This window comes from Pseudomonas sp. FG6, from assembly GCF_057809015.1.
In genome coordinates this window covers 1-21,029 of sequence record NZ_JBMDJD010000058.1, presented here as the reverse complement: position 1 = coordinate 21,029, position 21,029 = coordinate 1, and the positions used below count along the sequence as shown (strand labels likewise).

Sequence of the window (21,029 nt, the reverse complement as noted above, 5' to 3'; positions counted from 1 at the left end):
AGCCACAGAAATGTTGACTGATCTTCCGCTATCGCGAGCAGGCTCGCTCCCACAGTAGTATTCAGCGTTCCTACAAATAAAGGATCAGATCATGCGCGCACTGGCTGCATTGAGCCGCTTCGTCGGCAATACCTTCGCTTACTGGGTACTGATTTTCGCCGTCGTGGCGTTCTTGCAGCCGGCCTGGTTCATCGGCCTCAAGGGCGCCATCGTGCCGCTGCTGGGGGTGGTGATGTTCGGCATGGGCCTGACCCTCAAGCTCGAAGACTTCGCCGAAGTCGCTCGCCATCCCTGGCGTGTGGCCCTGGGCGTGGTCGCTCACTTCGTGATCATGCCCGGCGTGGCGTGGTTGCTCTGCCAGGTTTTCCACCTGCCACCGGAAATCGCTGTCGGCGTGATCCTGGTGGGTTGCTGCCCCAGCGGCACGTCATCCAACGTCATGACCTGGCTGGCTCGCGGTGACCTGGCGCTGTCGGTGGCGATTGCCGCTGTCACCACCCTGCTCGCGCCGCTGTTGACCCCCGCGCTGATCTGGTTGCTCGCCTCGGCCTGGCTGCCGGTCTCGTTCATGGAGTTGTTCTGGTCGATCCTGCAAGTGGTGCTGTTGCCGATCGTGCTGGGCGTGGTGGCGCAGCGGCTGCTTGGCAACAAGGTGCGTCATGCGGTGGAGGTGCTGCCGCTGGTATCGGTGGTGAGCATCGTCATCATCGTCACCGCCGTGGTCGCGGCCAGCCAGGCGAAAATTGCCGAATCGGGCCTGCTGATCATGGCCGTGGTGATGCTGCACAACAGCTTCGGTTTTGTGCTGGGTTACTTCACCGGGCACCTGTTCAAGCTGCCGTTGGCCCAGCGCAAATCACTGGCGCTGGAAGTGGGCATGCAGAACTCTGGCCTCGGCGCCGCACTGGCGAGCGCACACTTTTCGCCGCTGGCCGCGGTGCCCAGCGCGTTGTTCAGCGTCTGGCACAACATTTCCGGGGCGTTGCTCTCCACGTATTTCCGGCGCATGAGCGAAAAACAGGACCGTGAACTGCTCGCCCGCCAAGCCGCCGACTGAACAGCGAACTTGATCTAGGGCACGATGCTGGGCACTCTATCGACAAGCGCGGGGACGACCCCGCCACTCGATTGAGGTCGAGTCCAAGCCGGGGACGACCCCATCCATCGATGGAGGTGCGTGATGTCCTGGATCATTCTGTTTTTTGCCGGCCTGGCCGAAGTCGGCTGGGCGGTCGGCCTGAAGTACACCGACGGCTTCAGCCGCCCTCTTCCCACTGCGTTGACGATTGCCGCCATGGCGATCAGCCTTGGCCTGCTCGGCCTTGCCATGAAGGAACTGCCGCTGGGCACGGCCTATGCGATCTGGACCGGGGTCGGTGCCGTGGGCACGGTGATCGCCGGGATCATTCTGTTTGGCGAGTCTATGGCGCTGGTTCGCCTGGCGAGCGTGGCGTTGATCGTTGCCGGGTTGATCGGGCTCAAGGTCAGCGCCTGAGCCCCATCAGACAAGACCTCCAGAAACAGTACCTGTAAGAGCAATGCTCTGGGAGTACAACACCTGTGGGAGCAAGGCTTGCCCGCGATAGCGATCTCAAAGTCCTCATCGCGAGCAAGCCTTGCTCCCACAGATCTTGCCCTCACAGATCCTGTTCCCACTGTCACTGTGCTAGCGGACAGTCCCGCGCAACTCCCCCACCAACGCCTGCAATCTCGAAGGCTGCGCCGCCTCGACCGCCACTGCCGGCGCCGCCACCAGCGTCACCCGTGACCAGAACCGGCGAAACAGCCCCTTGGCCGGGTCGCGGCTGAAGAAACTGCCCCACAAGCCCTGCAACGCCAACGGAATCACCGGCACGGGCGTTTCCTGGAGGATCCGGGTCAGGCCACTCTTGAACTCATTGATCTCACCGTCAGCCGTCAGTTTTCCTTCGGGGAAGATGCACACCAGCTCACCGTCCTTCAGGTATTCGGCAATTCGGCTGAAGGCCTTTTCGTAGATATGAATGTCTTCCTGGCGTCCGGCAATCGGGATGGTCCCGGCCGTGCGGAAGATGAAGTTCAAGACCGGCAGGTTGTAGATCTTGTAGTACATCACGAAGCGAATCGGCCGACGCACCGCACCGCCTATCAGCAAGGCATCGACAAACGACACGTGATTGCAGACCAACAGCGCCGCGCCTTCATCGGGAATCGCCTCCAGGTTGCGATGCTCCACGCGGTACATGGAATGGCTCAGCAGCCAGATCATGAAACGCATGGTGAACTCGGGGACGATCTTGAAGATGTAGGTGTTGACGCCGATGTTGAACAGCGACACCACCAGGAACAACTGCGGGATCGACAGCTTGGCCAGGCTCAGCAGCACGATGGAGACGATGGCCGAGACCACCATGAACAAGGCATTGAGGATGTTGTTGGCCGCAATCACCCGCGCCCGTTCGTTTTCAGCGGTACGCGACTGGATCAACGCATACAGTGGCACGATGTAGAAACCGCCGAAGACACCCAGGCCGAGGATGTCGAGCAATACCAGCCAGGCGTGGCCAAAACCGAGTATTTCAAGCCAGCTGTGCCCTTCGGCACTGTCGGGAATGGCCCCGGAATGCCACCACAGCAACAGGCCGAAGACCGTCAGCCCGAACGAGCCGAACGGCACCAGGCCGATCTCGACCTTGCGCCCGGACAGGCGCTCGCAGAGCATCGAGCCCACGGCGATCCCCACCGAAAACACCGTCAGGATCAGGGTCACCACGGTTTCGTCGCCGTGCATCCATTCCTTGGCATAGGCCGGAATCTGCGTCAGGTAGATGGCCCCGACAAACCAGAACCAGGAGTTGCCGACAATGGAGCGGGACACCGCCGGGGTTTGCCCCAACCCCAGTTTCAGGGTGGCCCAGGATTGGCTGAAGATGTTCCAGTTCAGACGCATCTGCGGCGAAGCGGCCGCCGCCCGCGGAATGCTGCGGCTGGCCAGGTAACCGAGCACGGCAATACCGACGATGGCTGACGATACGATGGGGGCGTAATGCGCCGAGGACATCATGATCCCGGCGCCGATGGTCCCGGCCAGGATCGCCAGGAAGGTGCCCATCTCCACCAGGCCGTTGCCGCCGACCAATTCATCTTCGTGCAAGGCTTGCGGCAGGATCGAGTACTTCACCGGGCCGAACAGCGCCGAGTGCGTGCCCATGGCGAACAGCGCCACCAGCATCAATGACAGGTGATCGAACAGAAAACCCACCGCCCCGACGGCCATGATGGCGATTTCGCCGAGCTTGATCAGGCGAATCAACGCGTCCTTGGCGAATTTTTCCCCGAACTGCCCCGCCAGCGCCGAAAACAGGAAGAACGGCAGGATGAACAGCAACGCGCAGAGGTTGACCCAGATCGAACGATCCCCCTCGATCGCCAATTTGTAGAGGATGGCCAGGATCAATGACTGCTTGAAAACGTTGTCGTTGAATGCGCCGAGCGATTGCGTGATGAAAAAAGGCAGAAAACGCCGCCTGCGAAGCAAAGTGAACTGCGAGGGGTGACTCATCTTCCGTGTTCCTGTGTGGCCTGGACGCTTATTGGAATGACGCTTTTCGATCCAGGCCACACATTACCTGTGTTTAGCGATTATTTCGCCAGCCCCGCAATGCACGGAGACACAAACAACTCACCGTGCCAGGCCCCCAGGACAGTACGCCGACCGACGATCAGCCACATCAGCGCCAGCATCACCACCAGCACACAACCGAACACGCTGAAAAAACCCAGGTTCAGCAAGTCCGCCAGCTTCAGCGTCGTCAATGCATAGACACCCAAGGGAAAGGTAAAGCCCCACCAACCGAGGTTGAATGGAATGCCCGCGCGCAGATAGCGGGCCGTGATGAGCAGCGCCATCAATATCCACCAGAGCCCCAGCCCCCATAACGTGATACCGGCCACCAGCCCAAGCCCGGTGGCGATGTTGCCGGCGTCGCGCAAGCCGTTGGCGGCAAAAATCAGGGGTGCATCGTTCCCCAGCAGTAACATGCCCAAGGCGCCCGTGCCGATCGGGCCGAGGGCCAGCCAGCTCGACGCCGCCATGTTTTCGTGGGGCAGTTTGTGCAGGGCCATGCGCAACAGCAGGATGGTCAGGATGCTGAACGCCACCGGCAGGGAAAAGGCCCAAAGCACGTAGCTGGTGACCAGCATGACCAGTTGCCCATGCACGTCGGGCAGGTGCGGTGCCAGCAGCCCGCCACTGGCGGCGGCGACCTCAGCCGCCACGACCGGTAGCAGCCATACGGCGGTCATCTGGTCGATGCGATGCTCCTGGCGGGTGAACATCAGGAAGGGGATCAACACGCCGCAGGCCAGGGACATCGCCACGTCGGTCCACCACAACACTTCAGCCAGGGGCAGCACACCCTCGCCCCAACGCGGCAAGCCGAAAACCAGCAAACCGTTGATGAGGGTCGCCAGCCCCATGGGAATGGTGCCGAAGAACATCGAAACCGTCGAATGCCCGAAAATCCGTCGCGCCTCGTCGAAGAACAACAGCCAACGGGCCGTGTACAGACCGGCGAATACCACGAACAACAGAGCGTTGAACAGCCACAAGCCTTCGCCCACGACCCGCAGGCCCGGCACACTCCCAGGCCATTGCGCCAAGGCCAGCGCCAGCACACCCGTGCCCATGACGACGGCGAACCAGTTCGGCGTGAATTGCCGAATGACTTCCATCGGCCCGGGCAAATGCCTCAGTGGGCGATAGCGTTTTTTTGCAGCACAGCGTGTCATGGCGAACTCCTGTCCTCGGATGAGGGTGCCGACATGCTAGAGCCGGATCGAATATCTATATAACGGGTAATTTCTCTATGTGTTATCTATTTTGCAGATAATGGTCAGACGCTGCCCATGGCGCCTGTATATCTGATTGTTGTGGGAACTGAGCTTGCTCGTGATAGCGGTGGGTCGGCTGACATCGAGGTTGAATGTGCCGCGAAGAGGCCCGAAAGAACACCCGATAACCTGGGTATTGCCCCTACCTGCGACACCCCACCACGCCTCGACCTTGGTCGGCACTGACGAACCCGAGCCGGCGTGCGAGACTGTCTTGCCGGGCTCAAGGCCCGGCGTCTTCATCCGGGAGTTTGCATGTCGTTATCCAGCGGGCTGATCGCCCTCGTCGCCCTGGCCTACATGGCCATCATGTTTGCCATCGCCTTCTACGGCGACCGGCGCAGCACACCGCTGCCGCCGCGGGTGCGCGCATGGGTCTACAGCCTTTCGCTGGCGGTGTATTGCACCAGCTGGACATTCTTCGGTGCGGTGGGCCAGGCCGCCGAACAGCTCTGGTCATTCCTGCCGATCTACCTGGGGCCGATCCTGTTGCTGGTGCTGGCCCCGTGGGTCCTGCAAAAAATGGTGATGATCAGCAAACAGGAGAACATCACCTCCATCGCCGACTTCATCGCCGCCCGCTACGGCAAGTCCCAATCTCTGGCGGTGGTGGTGGCGTTGATCTGCCTGGTAGGCGTGCTGCCGTACATCGCCCTGCAGCTCAAGGGCATCGTGCTGGGGGTCAACCTGCTGATCGGTGCCGGTGCCGACGCCATGGGTACCCGCGCCCAGGACACCGCACTGATCGTCTCGCTGATCCTGGCGCTGTTCACCATCGTGTTCGGCACCCGCAACCTCGACGCCACCGAACACCACCGAGGCATGGTGCTGGCGATTGCCTTCGAATCGCTGGTCAAGCTGTTCGCCTTCCTGGCCGTGGGCGCGTTCGTGACGTTCGGCCTCTACGACGGCTTCGACGACCTGTTCGACCAGGCGATGCTCGCCCCGCGCCTGGAGCAATACTGGAAAGAAACCGTCAACTGGCCATCGATGGTGGTGCAGACCGGCGTGGCGATGATGGCGATCATCTGCCTGCCGCGCCAATTCCACGTGACCGTGGTGGAAAACATCGAACCCCAGGACCTGCGCCTGGCCAAGTGGGTTTTCCCCACCTACCTGGCCCTGGCTGCGCTGTTCGTGGTGCCCATCGCCCTCGCCGGGCAGATGATGCTGCCCAGCTCCGTGTTACCGGACTCGTTCGTCATCAGCCTGCCCCTGGCCCAGGCCCATCCGGCCCTGGCAGTGCTGGCCTTCATTGGTGGCGCCTCGGCGGCCACCGGCATGGTAATCGTGGCCAGCGTGGCGTTGTCCACCATGGTCTCCAACGACATGCTGCTGCCCTGGCTGCTGCGCCGCAACAACGCCGAACGGCCTTTCGAAGTGTTCCGCCAATGGATGCTCTCGGTGCGGCGGGTGAGCATCGTGGCGATCCTGTTGCTGGCCTACGTCAGCTACCGATTGCTGGGTTCGACGGCGAGCCTGGCGACCATCGGCCAGATCGCCTTCGCCGCTGTCACCCAACTGGCCCCGGCGATGCTCGGCGCGCTGTACTGGAAGCAGGCCAACCGACGCGGCGTGTTCGCGGGCCTCGCCACCGGCATCTTCCTGTGGTTCTACACCCTGGTGCTGCCGATCGCGGCCCACAGCCTGGGCTGGTCGCTGAGCAGCTTCCCCGGCCTGGGCTGGTTGCACGGTAACCCGTTGAACCTGCCCATTACCCCGCTGACGCAAGGGGTCGTACTCTCCCTGGCCGGTAACTTCACCCTGTTTGCCTGGGTTTCGGTGCTGTCGCGCACCCGCGTGTCGGAACACTGGCAGGCCGGACGCTTCATCGGCCAGGAAATCAGCGCGCGCCCCAACGCCCGCTCGATGCTCGCGGTGCACATCGAAGACCTGTTGCAACTGGCCGCCCGCTTCGTCGGTGAAGAACGGGCACGGCAGAGTTTCATTCGCTTCGCCTACCGCCAGGGCAAAGGCTTCAACCCGAGCCAGAATGCTGACAGCGAATGGATCGCCCACACTGAACGGTTGTTGGCCGGTGTCCTCGGGGCCTCGTCGACGCGAGCGGTGGTGAAAGCCGCCATCGAAGGCCGGGAAATGCAGCTGGAGGACGTCGTCCGGATCGCCGACGAAGCGTCTGAAGTGCTGCAGTTCAACCGTGCCTTGCTGCAAGGCGCCATCGAGAACATCACCCAAGGCATCAGCGTGGTCGATCAGTCCCTCAGGCTGGTGGCCTGGAACCGCCGCTACCTGGAGCTGTTCAAGTACCCCGATGGCCTGATCAGCGTCGGCCGGCCGATTGCCGACATCATTCGCTACAACGCCGAACGCGGTCTCTGTGGCCCAGGCGAAGCAGAGGTCCATGTCGCCCGCCGCTTGCACTGGATGCGCCAGGGTCGCGCCCACACCTCCGAACGGCTGTTCCCCAACGGCCGGGTGATCGAGTTGATCGGCAACCCGATGCCCGGTGGCGGCTTCGTCATGAGTTTCACCGACATCACCGCGTTCCGCGAAGCGGAGCAGGCCCTGACCGAAGCCAACGAAGGCCTGGAGCAGCGGGTCGCCGAACGGACCCGGGAACTGTCCCAACTGAACCTGGCGCTGACCGACGCGAAAAGCACCGCCGAGGCGGCATATCAATCCAAGACCCGCTTCCTGGCCGCCGTCAGCCACGACTTGATGCAACCGCTCAACGCCGCACGCCTGTTCTCCGCCGCGCTGTCCCACCAGAACGAGCAGTTGCCCAGCGAAGCCCGGCAACTGGTGCAGCACCTGGACAGTTCCCTGCGCTCGGCCGAAGACCTGATCACCGACCTGCTGGATATTTCTCGCCTGGAAAACGGCAAGATCAACCCCGACCGCAAGCCTTTCGCGCTCAACGAACTGTTCGCCATCCTCGGTGCCGAATTCACCGTACTGGCCCAGGAACAAGGCTTGAAGTTCCGGGTGCGCGGCTCGCGCCTGCGGGTCGACAGCGACATCAAGTTGCTGCGGCGGGTCTTGCAGAACTTCCTCACCAACGCATTCCGCTACGCCAAGGGCCCGGTGCTCCTGGGTGTACGCCGTCGCGGCGGCGAGCTGTGCCTGGAAGTCTGGGATCGCGGGCCGGGCATTGCCGAAGATAAACAGCAGGTCATTTTCGAAGAATTCAAGCGCCTGGACAGCCATCAGACCCGCGCCGAAAAAGGCCTGGGCCTGGGCCTGGCCATCGCCGACGGGCTCTGCCGTGTGCTAGGCCATACCTTGCGCGTACGCTCCTGGCCTGGGCGCGGCAGTGTGTTCAGCGTCAGCGTGCCCTTGGCCCAGACCCAAACCGTCGCGCCCAGCGCCGTCGCCGAACCCAACGGCCATCTGCCAAGTGGCGCGCAGGTGCTGTGCGTCGACAACGAGGACAGCATTCTCATTGGCATGAACAGCCTGCTGACCCGCTGGGGTTGTCAGGTATGGACCGCGCGCAACCGTGAAGAATGCGAGCGCTGGCTCACCCAGGGCGGTCGCCCACAACTGGCCCTGGTGGACTTTCACCTGGACGACGGAGAGACCGGCACCGAGTTGATGGCCTGGCTGCGCACGCGCATGGGCGAACCGGTGCCGGGCGTGGTGATCAGCGCCGACGGCCGGCCAGAGACCGTGGCGCAAGTGCACGCGGCGGGCCTGGATTACCTGGCCAAGCCGGTGAAACCGGCGGCGCTGCGGGCGTTGTTGAGTCGGCATTTGCCGTTGTAATGCGCACTGTTTCCCGGTGGTGGGTGGGTTTGTGGGAGCAAGGCTTGCCCGCGATGGCGATCTCAAGGAGGCCATCGCGAGCAAGCTTTGCTCCCACAAAATGCTTCGCCACGAAGCTTTGTTTCAGCTCAGAGGCTTGCATCAACCCTGGGAGGGGGCGGCCTCTTCCGGCAACTCCGGCAACCCATCCGCATCGCTCATCGCCCGTTCGAGCAGTTCCGTCGGCAAGCTCTTGCTGGCACGGGCGCCGAGCAGCTTGAGTTGTTCGCTGCGGCTGATCAGGTTGCCGCGCCCTTCTGTCAGCTTGTTGCGCGCTGCGGCGTAGGCCTTGTCCAGCTGCTGCAAGCGACTGCCGATTTCGTCCAGGTCCTGGATAAACAGCACGAACTTGTCGTACAGCCACCCGGCCCGCTCGGCGATCTCCCGGGCGTTCTGGCTCTGGCGTTCTTGTTTCCACAGGCTGTCGATCACCCGCAACGTCGCCAGCAGCGTGGTCGGGCTGACAATGACGATGTTGCGGTCGAAGGCTTCCTGGAACAGGTTCGGCTCGGCTTGCAGGGTGGCGGAAAACGCCGCTTCGATGGGCACGAACAACAACACGAAATCCAGGCTGTGCAGCCCTTCCAGGCGCTTGTAATCCTTGCCGGCCAGGCCTTTGACGTGGGCGCGCAGCGACGCCACATGCTGCCTCAGGGCCGCTTGTGCAATGGCGTCATCTTCGGCCGCCACGTACTGTTGATAAGCTGTGAGACTGACCTTGGAATCGACCACCACCTGCTTGTCGCCGGGCAGGTAAATCAGCACGTCCGGCTGGAAACGCTCGCCGTCCGGACCCTTGAGGCTGACCTGGGTCTGGTACTCGCGGCCTTTCTCCAGACCGGCATGTTCCAGCACGCGCTCAAGCACCAGCTCACCCCAGTTACCTTGGGTTTTCTGGCCCTTAAGCGCACGGGTGAGGTGGGTGGCCTCATCGCTCAAGCGCAGGTTCAACTGTTGCAGACGCTCCAGTTCCTTGCCCAGGGAGAAACGCTCCCGCGCCTCGGCCTGATAACTTTCTTCGACGCGTTTTTCGAACGACTGGATGCGCTCTTTCAGCGGATCGAGCAACTGGCCCAGGCGCTGCTGGCTGGTTTCGGCGAAACGTTGCTCACGCTCGTCGAAGATTTTTCCTGCAAGCTCGGCGAACTGTGCCCGCAGCTCATCCCGCGAACTCTGCAGGTCATGCAGGCGTTGCTCATGGCCCTCCTGCTGCTCGCGCAACTGAGCCTGCAACGATGCCGCCTGGGCGTCGAGTCGCCGCAACTCCGCATCCTTGTTGGCCCGTTCGAGGTTCCAGGCGTGGGCCGCGTCACGGGCGTTGTCACGCTCGATCTGCAGCAAATCGACCTCACGGCAGGCCGCCGCGAGCTCGGCCTGCTTGGCCGCGTTGGCCTGGCTCAGGTCGCTGATCTCGTCACGGCAGGCGTCGAGCTGGGCATTGAGGCCGTCGTGGGCCATATGGGCGGTGGCCAGGCGTTCTTCCAGCAGCGCCCATTGCGTCTTGGCGACGCTGGCCTGGCGTTGCAGGTGCCAGGCCAACGCTAATAACGGCAACGCAGCACCCGCCAAGCCGAACAACAGGCTGGTCAAATCCATAGCCATGACAATTCCTGCCGAAGAGATAAAGCCCGAAGGTTAACCAAGCCACTGGGGGTTGCCCAGCCTGGCCTGTTCTTCAGTCGTCGATTTTCAGTCGTCGATCTGGCCCAGGGCCTGACGGGCTCGCAAGTCACCGGCACGGGCCGCCTGGCGCAGCAGGTCGTGGCCGATGCGCCGGTCCCGGGCATTTCCGCACTCACGGCACATCAACTGCCCCAGACGACTTTGCGCCGCCACCACGCCTTGCCGGGCCGGTTGCTTGAGCAGACGGCCGGCCAGGTGCTTGACGCTGGCGTTCTCGCTCAGGCGCGGACTGTCGAGCAACCACTCCGCCAACCGCATCGAGATACGCTTGGGTGCGGTAACAGTGGAGGGTGCGCAAGTAACAGGGTTTGATACGGAGCGAAACTTCATAGAACACTGTGGGGCAGATCAGAGGGCGCGCCACTCTACTCCTTTTTTCCTACGGGTAAAGCCGAAAAAAACCGGCACGCCCGTGCTAGAGCAAGCGCTTGGGACAATCCACAGAAGCTGTGGATAACTCAGTGGACAACCCCCCCTTAATGCGCCGGAAGCCCTGTGGAACGGGGCCTGCGTTCAAACTGACGATTTTTTCACCAGTAAAAAAAAGCGATGTTTTTCATTGACTTAAATTTTGGATACAGGCACCCACCCCGGATTGTTTCGACATGACAGTACAGTGACAGGTGCTTGCGCCAGTGTGCACAAGTAACACCCGAACGGGTTATAACGCTGCGCTTTTTTGCTACATCGGGCGGTAAAAGCTGGGGATAACCCTGCAGCTCACAGGCCTGGCCCAACACCATGGACACAGGCCACGCCGTTGGATCCCACACCCGGGCGTCCCACCGAGGGCGAGCGATCAGTGATTGGATCTTTTTTAACCAACCCTCTTCCCACCGCGGATTCGATCCGTTACCATCCGCGCCGTTAGTACCAAGCTGAAAGTCAATTCCGGGTCGAACACACCTCTGCGGTCAGCCCTCCCAAAAGGGAAGCCTCACCGATAAAAGAGACCGATCCCCTCGATGGTTTCCAGGTATCCCTCACGTCGACATGACCTTTGATCAAACGCAAAGGGTGTTGCCGAGCACGTACTCTGACCGAACCAACCTGCAAAATTGATCAGGATCTTCACCCTGGGCCCAGAACCTTTGCCCTTGATGTGTCGCCTGCCCTCCTAAGTACCTACCTGCCAGCCCAAGCGCGCACATTTTATAGCGCTCGAACTGGCTGCTTTGTTCCAGCCGGGTTCTTCGCTCGACCAACGGTGGTCGACGTTACTGGAACGTTTTAACGCTGCACGGTTCTTAACCGTGTCATTTGCAGGAACACCAGATATGTCTACTCAAATCCAGACACAGGATGCCATCCGCACCCTAACCAACGCATTTGCCCCCATGGACTGCCTGATCATGGCGGCTCGCAAAGGCTGCTTCAGCTTCACACTGGTCAACGAACACGGCATCGCTCGTCACAGCGAACGTCTGTACCCCGAACAGTACTCCAGCGCAGAACCGCTGCAGGCCGTGATCGAGCGTACCCGCCAGGCACTGGTTGCCTGAGACGCCAGAAAGGCTGAAAAACCAAAGGCCCCGCCCAAAAAGCGGGGCTTTTTATTGCCTGTTATTTCGCCATACAAGCGCAACGGCTTAAGTGCCAAGGGATATAACAGTTATAACCGTTCGCAGAAGATGTTTTAAAAACAGCCCTTTACAGCGCAAATATGACACTACACTTCAACTCAAGCGGCATGATCCGCTTCCGGCGGGGCCTGAACCGACTCACCGCTGCCAAGCCCACACCTTTCAGGCCCCGCTCATTTCACACTTCGAGGGTTTTATGGGTATCGCCGCCAGCGAACTGTGTCGATATGTGATCCGCCCGACGCTTCTTTACCTGGAGCGCCACAGCGCCACGGCGGAATCCTTGTTGCTGGGGGTCGCCGCCAGCCAGTCTGGCCTGGGCTCCGCCCTGCATGATCGACGCGGACATGGCTTGTACCGCATTACCGAACCTCGCCACCGGGCACTTTGGGATCACTACCTGGCCCTGGACCCTGAGCGAGCCAGCCTGGTGCGCGGCCTGGCCAGCCAGCATGCCTTTCTAAGCGGCCCGAACCTGGAACTGACCGTCAACCTGCGCTACGCCACGGCCATTGCCTGGCTACTGGTGGAGGAACAGAACACCCCGCTCCCCGAAGCCGATGACCTGCTGGGCATGGCCCGCATCTGGCGTCAGACATTTCACCCCCAAGGGCGCCTGCGGGATTTCACCTGCGCCTGGCGCAACTGTGTTTCATCGCTGAATCAAGTCGCTTGCTGACAGGAAATTTGGAAACTTCCTACATTGGTCGTGAATTTGGTCGGATTGTCCTACAAAACCCCTCTAAATCAGGCCATCTACGCTATAGCGCTCGAGCAAAAATGTTGGTAATTTTCGCCTCGGTGAACATCAGGAGTTCTAACAATGAAAAAAATCATGCTCAAAACCACCCTTGGACTTGCCGTGACCTTGGCATCCACCCAACTTTTCGCCAGTGGCTTTGCCTTGAACGAACAAAGCATCAGCGGAATGGGGACTGGTTTTGCGGGCCGCTCCTCTGCTGCCGACGACGCAAGCACTGTATTTGGCAACCCTGCCGGCATGTCGCGCCTCAAGCGCCAGCAAGTGACCGGTGGCCTGGCGGCCATCGATGCATCCTCAGACATCAGCGACGCCAGCGGTAACCGCTCCGGCACCAACGACGGCGATATGGTGCCGTTCACTGCCGTTCCGATGGGTTATTACGTCAAGCCTATCGATGATCAATGGGCATTCGGCCTGGGGGTCTATGCACCGTTCGGCCTGATCACCGACTACGAAAACAGCTTCCAGGGCCGTAACTTCGGCAGCAAGAGCGTTGTCAAAGTCATCACTTTCCAGCCAACCGTCAGCTATGCCTTCAATGACAAGGTGTCGATTGGTTTTGGCCCGACGATCAACCGGATCTCCGGCTCCTTGGAATCGGCGCTGAAAACACCGCTTTCCCCCAACGATGGCGACGTGCAGATCAAGGGCGACGACGTTGGCTACGGCTACAACATCGGCCTGCTGGTCCAGGCGACCGACACCACCCGTGTTGGCCTGACCTACCACTCCAAGGTCAAGTACAAGCTTGAAGGCCATACTGAAGTGACTCCGGGTGCAGGCACTAATCCCCTGGCCCTTAGAGGTGCACGCTACGACGCCTCGCTGGACATCACCACACCTGAATCGGCGGATCTCTCGGTTACCCAGCAGATCAACGATGCCTGGACCGTCTATGCCGGTAGCACCTGGACGCGCTGGAGCCGCCTGAAAGACATCACCGTGAACAATGACATCACCGGCGGTGGCGCCCTGAACCCTACCCTTTTCGGCACCATCACCGAAGAACAGAACTGGCACGACACCTGGGCCTACGCCATCGGTACCTCTTACCAGTTGAACAAAGAGTGGGTGCTGCGGACCGGCCTGACCTTCGACCAGTCGCCAACCAACAACACCGACCGTTCGCCACGCATCCCGACCGGCGACCGGACCATCTTCAGCCTGGGTGCCGGCTGGAGCCCAACCGAAGACCTGACCATCGACGTGGCCTACTCCTACCTCAAGGAAGAGAAAGTCAACATCAACCGCCGCAACGCCCTGGGCCAGACCTACAACGCTGAGTATGAAAACAGCGCAAACGGCTTCGGTGTTGGCGCGACCTATCGCTTCTGATGTTTCACGGCGCAGCTGAATTGCTCGCCACCTGAAGCAAAAAAAGCCCCGCTCTCTGCAAAGAAGCGGGGCTTTTTCATGCCCGGCGATCAGGGTTTGGAGGCAATGGCCGCTTCCACGGCCTTGATGAGTTCGGGATCGTCGGGTTTGATCCGGCTGGAGAAACTGCCAATGACTTTGCCCTGGCGGTCCACTACGTACTTGTAGAAATTCCATTTAGGCGCGCCAGTTTGTTCGGCCAGGTGCCGGAACAACGGGATGGCATCATCGCCGCGCACCGGTTGCGGCTCAGTCATTGTGAAGGTCACGCCGTAATTGACGTAGCAAACCTTGGCCGTTTCAGCACCGTCCTTGGATTCCTGCTTGAAGTCATTGGACGGCACTCCCAACACCTGCAGTCCTTGATCCTTATAGCGCTGATAGAGCGCCTCGAGGCCTTTGAATTGCGGGGCGAATCCACAGAAGCTGGCCGTATTGACGACAATCAGCGGCTTACCGGCGAAGCGCTGGCATAGATCGATGGTTTCCTTGGCCCGCAGCTTGGGCAACGTCCCCTCCAGCAACGGTGGGCAATCAGCGGCCCAGACTTGTCCAACCACAGCCAGCAATAGAGCGGGAACTGCAAACCAGCGCATCGACATGTCGGTTGTCCTTGAAAGCACGGCAGACCATGACGTTACTCGCAGCGTCCGATGCCGTCCATTGTTCAACAATTCCCCATCCCCAACTGCATCAACGCCAACCCACCTTGCCGCCACCCCCACCAGGCCAAAGCCAGCAGCAGGCCAGCGCCGACGACGATCAGCCATGGGCCGATGCGACTCACGCCACACCCGCCTGGACTTGCAGGCGCGCCACCGGACGTTCGCGCACCGGCCAGTTCAACGCCGCCGCCAACAGGCTGAGCAGGATCGACACTTGCCAGATCAAGTCGTAGCTGCCGGTGCGGTCATACACCACCCCGCCCAGCCAGCCACCGAGGAACGAGCCCAATTGGTGGAACAGGAACACGATCCCACCCAACATCGACAGATTTCGTACACCGAACAGGGTCGCGACCGTGCCGTTGGTCAGCGGCACCGTCGACAGCCACAGCAAGCCCATCGCCATGCCGAACAAGTAGGCGGTGGTGGTGGTCACCGGCAGCCACAGGAACAGGCCGATCACCACCGCGCGCAACAGGTACAACGCCGTCAACAGGCGTGGCTTGGACATGCGCCCGCCCAGCCAGCCGGAGGTGTAGGTTCCGAAGATATTGAACAACCCGACGAGGGCCAGCACCGTGGTGCCGACGCTGGCTGGCAAATGCTGGTCCACCAGATAGGCCGGCAGATGCACGCCGATGAACACCACTTGGAAACCGCAGACGAAAAAGCCTGTCGCCAGCAGCCAGAACCCGGAATGACTGCACGCCTCGCGCAATGCCTCGACCAGGGTCTGCTCATGGCCGGTCGTGGGCAGTGGCGTGTCCTTGAGCATGCTCACCAGCGGCACGATCAACGCCACCAGCAGCCCCAGCGCCAACAACGCGGCCGACCAACCGAGCCAGCCGATCAGACCCAGCGTGCCCGGCAACATGGCGAACTGGCCGAAAGAGCCGGCGGCACTGGCGATGCCCATGCCCATGCTGCGTTTCTCCGGCGGCACGGCGCGCCCGACCACACCGAGAATCACCGAGAACGAGGTGCCGGACAGGCCGATCCCGATCAGCAAACCCGCGCTCAACGACAGCGACCAGGCAGAATTCGACAGCCCCATCAACACCAGGCCAACGGCGTAGAGCACACCGCCGATCAGCACCACTTTCGCCGCACCGAAGCGGTCGGCCAGCGCACCGGTAAACGGCTGCGCCAGCCCCCAGACCAGGTTCTGCAAGGCGATGGCAAAGGCGAACACCCCACGGCCCCAGCCGAATTCGGCGCTCATGGGCGCCAGGAACAACCCGAAGCCATGCCTTACACCCAGCGACAACGCCAGGATCAGCGCACTCCCCACCAGGACCCAACCACAGGTACGCCACATCGATGTCATTTTCTTATTCTCCGCTCGCGGGTATATACCCGCTTATCATCGAATGAACCGGTTTCAGGCCAATTCATCCAGCAAGGCCAGCAACGCTGCACGCTTTTCGGCGCCCAGCTTATCGATCAATCGTTGTTGCGCCGCTTCCCAGGCCGGCAACGCCGCCGCCAGCCGGGCACGTCCGCTTTCGGTGAGCACGACGATGCGGTTGCGCAAGTCATCGCCTTCGGCCAACGCCACCAACCCCTCGCCTTCCAGCACCCGCAGGTTACGCCCCAAGGTGCTGCGGTCCAGGCCCATGGCCTCGGCCAGGGAGGAAATACTCGGCTGGTCCAGGCGCGCCAGGTTGCTCAGCAAAGAATACTGGGCAACGTTGATCCCGAAGCCGTCGAGGGCGCCGTCGTAATACCTGCTGACGCCACGGGCGGCACGACGCAGGTTGATGCACAAACATTGGGAAGGAAGCATGGTGCGTGTATATACCCGTGATTAAGAGAATGCAAATTTAAATGAAGCAACACAAAACCTGTGGTGAGGAATTCCCTTACCACCATGAATCAACAATTCCTGAAGAACTCCAAAAATATCAATAAGTTCGGCCTGAAGGACCTTCATCACCACCCATCACTCAGCGTCCAGCACCTGTCATGTCTGACAGGTTTCAGTGGCCTTGAATCGAGATATAACGACCCCGTGCCTCCAACCCCCGCGCCAGGGTTCGAAGACGGGCCGTGCGAACCATGCCATCAAGCAGTAGGAAAACTTCGCCGCCCCCACGCCATCAATGATGATGAATGGGAGATTTTTCATGTACCACGCCACCGTTGTTCCTGGACATCCGTCGCCCTACCAGACACGCCTCCACACCACTGAGAACAAACAGCCTCCAGCCGTCCGACTGACCAACCGGGAAAAGGAATTCTTGCAGTGGAGCGAAGCTGGCAAGTCTTCTTGGGAGATCGCGATGATCGTCGATTGCAGCGAAGCCAACGTCAATTATCACTTCAACAACATCCGCCGCAAATTCGGCGTCAGTTCGCGTCATCTGGCGGGGAAGATTGCGCGTGAGAAGGGTTTGATCTGAGCGCTCCGATGGCATCCTCTGCAACGTCCAGGCTGGAGCCGGACCTTGCAGGGGCCCCGACATCTTCTTCTCAGCACCCCAGAGCATATGAACGCGCCATCCTGAGACGACTGCCCACTTGTTAGTCTGGATCAGCTATGGACTTCGATAACGATTGAAGCGGGCTCGGAAGCGTTCCCCGAAATATCCAACGCACAGACATCAAATATGTATGAACCTGGAAGCAGATCGACAGCGGTGTAATGGGTAAGTGGAGTCGTATCAAAATACTCAAAGTTGTTATAGATGACGTAACCAAACATATCAACATCATCAGCGGACTCTTCCCAAGCCAACGTCACTGAATTGCCCTCCGAGGCAGTTTTACGCAAATTGCCCGGAACATTGGGCGGGGTCGTGTCTATGGGAACATGGGCAAGAGCTATTGGCTCGGATAACTGCCCGTAATAGTTGAACGTTTGCAAGCTTATGGAATATTCAATATCAGGAATCAGATTATTTAACTTGTACTCTTCAAGAAAAGCAATATTCCTATAAGTCCCATTGATGTTGATCCTCGTACCCGTCACGACCTCCCCCTCTCCCAGTGTCCACTGTAATAGAGCCGAAGTAGAAGTCAGGGGAGTTATGCGTACATCAGTTGGCGCAAGGGGCGCGAGTGTTGGCGTCTCGCCTGTGGTTTTGAACACCGTTACAGGGCCTGGCACTGAAAGATTCCCATCGGCGTCCAGAGCGCATACAAAAACCCAATAATAGGCGCCGCTGATTAAACCCAAGATTTTTTGGCTAGCATTCGTACTCCGGAGAACATAAGGAATACCATTCACGAAGACTCTATAGCCCGTCACCCCCACATTATCGCTTGACGGTGGCCATTGCAGATCCACTGAATGATCAGCGATGTTAGTCGCAACAGGCTGCCCAGGTCGTGTAGGAGGCTCAACGTCATACAGCACTGTTTCAAAAATAGTGACCTCCGACAGCTGCTCGTCAAATTTGGCATAGACCTCGAATCTGAAGGAGTGCGGAGGCGGCCCCGGGGATAGCTCAGCAAGCCTGAAACTTAAGCCTAGGGGCCCCGCTGAAAAGCGCCTTCCATTTATCGTAACCTCATGAGCCGGCCAGATACCGAACATGGGATCCCACGAAAGCCGGCACAGTCCGGCATGGTGCTTCAGCTTTAAATTTGACGGCGGTTTCAATAGTGTTCTGAAAGCCTCCTCGACAGGCTCGGATGAACCTACTGTATTAACCGCCACAACAGTAACCCGGTATTTGGCACCGCTTCGCAAATGCTCAAGGTTGAACGAAGGCCGATCGACTTGCCCCACTATGAAACCATTGAGGTAAACCCTGTAGCGAGGGCTTCCGGCATTGCTGCTTGACGCAGCCCATTTAAGGTTCGCCGACCAAAACGACACATTGCTCACCTCCAAAAATCCCGGCTGGCTGGGAGGCATACACCTTACGCTCAAGACGTGAATACTGGGCTCCGATACCTTGTTCCCGGCTGCAATTGCCTTGATAGAAACCACGTAGGGAGCATCCGGCACCAGACCTGTTATTTCACAAGGCGGCCTTGCCACTGTTTTTGCAGGGAACCCTTCCACCACTACTTCATAACCAATGGCATCCGGGCATAACGGGCATGCGGAATAGGGTTCCTCCCAACTCAGCATGACACTGGATAGCGTCTTCTGTGTATGTCTCACATGACCTGGAGCGCACATTCGGACGGGACTACCCATAGGAGACGAACGACTCATGGCTTTTCACCCGACCGAACTGACCTGGGTCAAGCGGCCCAAGGCATCGTAGTCCAAAAAGCGCCCCTCTTCGTCCTGGGTCATATGACCGTCAGCGTCATATTCGAGCAATATTTCGGCTGGGTATCCGGCGACGCCCATATTGGTCACTTTACGCAGTTGTGTGTGGTCCGTTACATCATAGGTATAGAGGGCAACGTTAGTGCCTTCAGGAGATGTGGTACTCACACGAGTCAGGTTATCTATCACATCGAATCTGAATAACTGACTGATAATGGTCTTACCGTAAGGATCCACTGGCGGTTCGCTGCCCTCACAGGTGTAGAGCACCAGCCGCCCGCGCGGATCGTATTCGTAAGATTCCTTGCGCAACAACGTTTCCCCTTGGTACAGGGTTCGCTCGGTCAGTGCATCAACTGCGTTATAGACTTGAGTCAGTTGCTGTTCGATACCGTCAAGATCAAAGTCACGCTGTATTTCACGACCCATTCCGTCGTAAAGCAGGCCAATGGTCACGCGCTGCCCACTGGCGCTGTCCTGAGTATTGATGGAGCTGAGTTGCCCGAGGCCATCATACGTAAAATCCGAGGACAGCATATCTGGACCAGATCGCTCCAAGCGGGTTCGCTCCAGACGGTTCGCCTTGTCGTAGATATATGTCTGAGTTTGTTCAAGCACATCGGCATAGCTCAATAAAAGACCTAGCCGACTGTGCTTATAGTGCATTTCATAGTTATTTCCTTCTTGTACTCGCGTCTCGCTTTTCATTTCGCCGGTCGTGAAATACTCACGCGAGAGTTCCAGCCCCCCTTCCTTGCAACTGAGAAGTCGAGCGTTTTTACGGTCACGCACATATTCAGCAGTAATATCACCGGGTAAACGTCGTTGGCTAGGTTCTTCACCTAACTGAGGTTGGTACATATAGGTGATCAACTGATTGCTGGCAGTAGTCAAGGTCGCCGGCTGAGTTTGCCCAGGGTTGTAGGTGAAACATTGCTTACGCCCTCCCGTAATCGACTCGACCATGCGTCCCAATCCATCGAACACCTGTTGGCCCAATTCAATACCGTCAACACTTATTTCTGTCGGCAGGTCTTCCGAACTGTGCGGTGTATAGCTACGTCGAACCGTAGCACCACCGGGAAGGACGGTAGTGACCATACGGTCAAAGGCATCGTAGGTGTATTCGGTAGTTGCATCGCGTGCATCGGTTTCGCTGATCGTCCTCCCGAGCCCGTCATAGCCGTATCGATGCCGACTGATCAATGTTCCGTCAGTTTCGAAGCGTTCAACATGGTCAGGCTTCTCCAGCAAATTCAGGTAGGTCAATGTTTTACCGCTGACCTTCGCCTCAATACCCGTTCCTTCCCGCCAGCCGGTCTGTATAGGCCCTTTCCATTGTTCTGAACCCATCGGGTTCGTTTCTTCGTAGACCTTGATACCGTCCGGCCCGGTGACGCTGCGCTGCATCCCCCATCCGTCGTATTCATAGCTGGAGGTCAAGGCCACCTGTTGCGCGTCCCGCCAGTCGTATTGAGTTTCCTCAATCAAGTTTCCTAACGCGTCATAACTTGCCAAGTAAGTCTGACGGTACTCTTCAGCACGCAAAGGATTGTCGGCGTCCTGACGTTCTTCATACACAGGGCGATTGAGTCCATCGACACGCGTTAGAGTCTTCACGCCCTTGACGTCGGTCACTAATTGCTCGGCCCGCTGTCCATCCAGCGCAGTCAAGAGGTACGAATAATGGCGTGTGGCCTCGAAATCCGGCTCGTCCGGGGCGACAGTTTCAGTCACTACGCGAGTCAGTGCGTCGTATGTGTAGCGAATTCTCACTTCATTGTCGTCGCGCGTCAGCAGCGGCTGACCGTGAAGCAGGGAGTCTTCACTGACCGTCGTTTTGCGGACTTCGAAACCGGGCTTGTCATCGTAGCCGATGAAGGTTTCGGTGGTCTCCAAAACGGTTTCCCCAGCCAGTACGCTCGGCAGCTTGTCGTATTCGTACACGATCCTGCTGGTGGTGCCGTTGAGGGTGGTTTCCTGGCTGGCCAGGCGGCTGTGCAAAAACACATTGCCTGGTAATTCGTGGTAGCTGCGTAAAGTCTGTTGCAAGGTTGTTTCGTCATTGCCTTCAACCTGCAACAGGGTTTCGCATT

The 21,029-nt window shown here is 59.4% G+C and carries 16 protein-coding genes; 7 read left to right on the top strand and 9 right to left on the bottom strand.

The window, feature by feature from the left end:
* Positions 1-91 precede the first annotated feature (91 nt).
* Positions 92-1,057 carry a bile acid:sodium symporter family protein gene (locus ACODSJ_RS23790; protein WP_489104071.1) on the top strand — a complete coding sequence of 322 codons (966 nt, stop codon included), beginning with the start codon at positions 92-94 and terminating at the stop codon, positions 1,055-1,057.
* A gap of 123 nt (positions 1,058-1,180) precedes the next feature.
* A complete protein-coding gene (gene sugE / locus ACODSJ_RS23785; RefSeq protein WP_489104070.1) occupies positions 1,181-1,495 on the top strand; it encodes a quaternary ammonium compound efflux SMR transporter SugE in 315 nt (104 codons plus the stop codon).
* 171 nt (positions 1,496-1,666) lie between these two features.
* Here the strand turns inward: sugE and ACODSJ_RS23780 are convergent, their stop codons facing one another.
* Positions 1,667-3,541, bottom strand: coding sequence for an MFS transporter (locus ACODSJ_RS23780; RefSeq protein ID WP_489104069.1), 1,875 nt, complete (start codon positions 3,539-3,541; stop codon positions 1,667-1,669).
* A gap of 80 nt (positions 3,542-3,621) precedes the next feature.
* Positions 3,622-4,770: a TDT family transporter gene (locus ACODSJ_RS23775; RefSeq protein WP_489104068.1), complete on the bottom strand. Its 1,149-nt coding sequence runs from the start codon at positions 4,768-4,770 to the stop codon at positions 3,622-3,624.
* A gap of 357 nt (positions 4,771-5,127) precedes the next feature.
* Here ACODSJ_RS23775 and ACODSJ_RS23770 point away from each other — a divergent pair, with 357 nt between their 5' ends.
* Positions 5,128-8,598 (top strand): hybrid sensor histidine kinase/response regulator, encoded by a 3,471-nt coding sequence (locus tag ACODSJ_RS23770; protein WP_489104067.1) that lies wholly within the window; start codon positions 5,128-5,130, stop codon positions 8,596-8,598.
* 141 nt (positions 8,599-8,739) lie between these two features.
* Here ACODSJ_RS23770 and ACODSJ_RS23765 read toward each other — a convergent pair whose 3' ends face one another.
* Both ACODSJ_RS23765 and ACODSJ_RS23760 read right to left on the bottom strand, forming a co-directional pair.
* Positions 8,740-10,125, bottom strand: a complete 1,386-nt coding sequence (locus ACODSJ_RS23765; protein ID WP_489104073.1) for a DNA recombination protein RmuC — start codon at positions 10,123-10,125, stop codon at positions 8,740-8,742.
* A gap of 201 nt (positions 10,126-10,326) precedes the next feature.
* Positions 10,327-10,650: a sel1 repeat family protein gene (locus ACODSJ_RS23760; RefSeq protein WP_489104066.1), complete on the bottom strand. Its 324-nt coding sequence runs from the start codon at positions 10,648-10,650 to the stop codon at positions 10,327-10,329.
* A 947-nt stretch (positions 10,651-11,597) separates the two neighbouring features.
* On the opposite strand from ACODSJ_RS23760, the gene ACODSJ_RS23755 reads away from it, so the two are divergent.
* The 3 genes from ACODSJ_RS23755 to ACODSJ_RS23745 all read left to right on the top strand — a co-directional run bounded on the left by ACODSJ_RS23755 (position 11,598) and on the right by ACODSJ_RS23745 (position 14,001).
* The gene (locus tag ACODSJ_RS23755; protein WP_489104065.1) at positions 11,598-11,822 is read left to right on the top strand and encodes a hypothetical protein; all 225 of its coding nucleotides are present in this window, start codon (positions 11,598-11,600) and stop codon (positions 11,820-11,822) included.
* 277 nt (positions 11,823-12,099) lie between these two features.
* Positions 12,100-12,582, top strand: a complete 483-nt coding sequence (locus ACODSJ_RS23750; RefSeq protein ID WP_489104064.1) for a hypothetical protein — start codon at positions 12,100-12,102, stop codon at positions 12,580-12,582.
* A 144-nt stretch (positions 12,583-12,726) separates the two neighbouring features.
* Positions 12,727-14,001, top strand: coding sequence for an OmpP1/FadL family transporter (locus ACODSJ_RS23745; protein WP_489104063.1), 1,275 nt, complete (start codon positions 12,727-12,729; stop codon positions 13,999-14,001).
* 89 nt (positions 14,002-14,090) lie between these two features.
* Here the strand turns inward: ACODSJ_RS23745 and ACODSJ_RS23740 are convergent, their stop codons facing one another.
* The 3 genes from ACODSJ_RS23740 to ACODSJ_RS23730 all read right to left on the bottom strand — a co-directional run bounded on the left by ACODSJ_RS23740 (position 14,091) and on the right by ACODSJ_RS23730 (position 16,491).
* A complete protein-coding gene (locus ACODSJ_RS23740) occupies positions 14,091-14,642 on the bottom strand; it encodes a glutathione peroxidase (protein WP_489104062.1) in 552 nt (183 codons plus the stop codon).
* A 181-nt stretch (positions 14,643-14,823) separates the two neighbouring features.
* On the bottom strand, positions 14,824-16,023 hold the full coding sequence (locus tag ACODSJ_RS23735; RefSeq protein ID WP_489104072.1) for an MFS transporter: 1,200 nt from the start codon (positions 16,021-16,023) through the stop codon (positions 14,824-14,826).
* 63 nt (positions 16,024-16,086) lie between these two features.
* Entirely contained in the window at positions 16,087-16,491 is a 405-nt protein-coding gene (locus ACODSJ_RS23730) for a MarR family winged helix-turn-helix transcriptional regulator (RefSeq protein ID WP_489104061.1), read from the bottom strand.
* A gap of 340 nt (positions 16,492-16,831) precedes the next feature.
* On the opposite strand from ACODSJ_RS23730, the gene ACODSJ_RS23725 reads away from it, so the two are divergent.
* Positions 16,832-17,107: a helix-turn-helix transcriptional regulator gene (locus ACODSJ_RS23725; RefSeq protein WP_489104060.1), complete on the top strand. Its 276-nt coding sequence runs from the start codon at positions 16,832-16,834 to the stop codon at positions 17,105-17,107.
* A 131-nt stretch (positions 17,108-17,238) separates the two neighbouring features.
* Here ACODSJ_RS23725 and ACODSJ_RS23720 read toward each other — a convergent pair whose 3' ends face one another.
* Positions 17,239-18,873: a fibronectin type III domain-containing protein gene (locus tag ACODSJ_RS23720; protein ID WP_489104059.1), complete on the bottom strand. Its 1,635-nt coding sequence runs from the start codon at positions 18,871-18,873 to the stop codon at positions 17,239-17,241.
* Positions 18,874-18,879: 6 nt separating this feature from the next.
* Positions 18,880-21,029: RHS repeat domain-containing protein (locus ACODSJ_RS23715; protein ID WP_489104058.1), on the bottom strand; the 2,150-nt coding region annotated here is incomplete at its 5' end.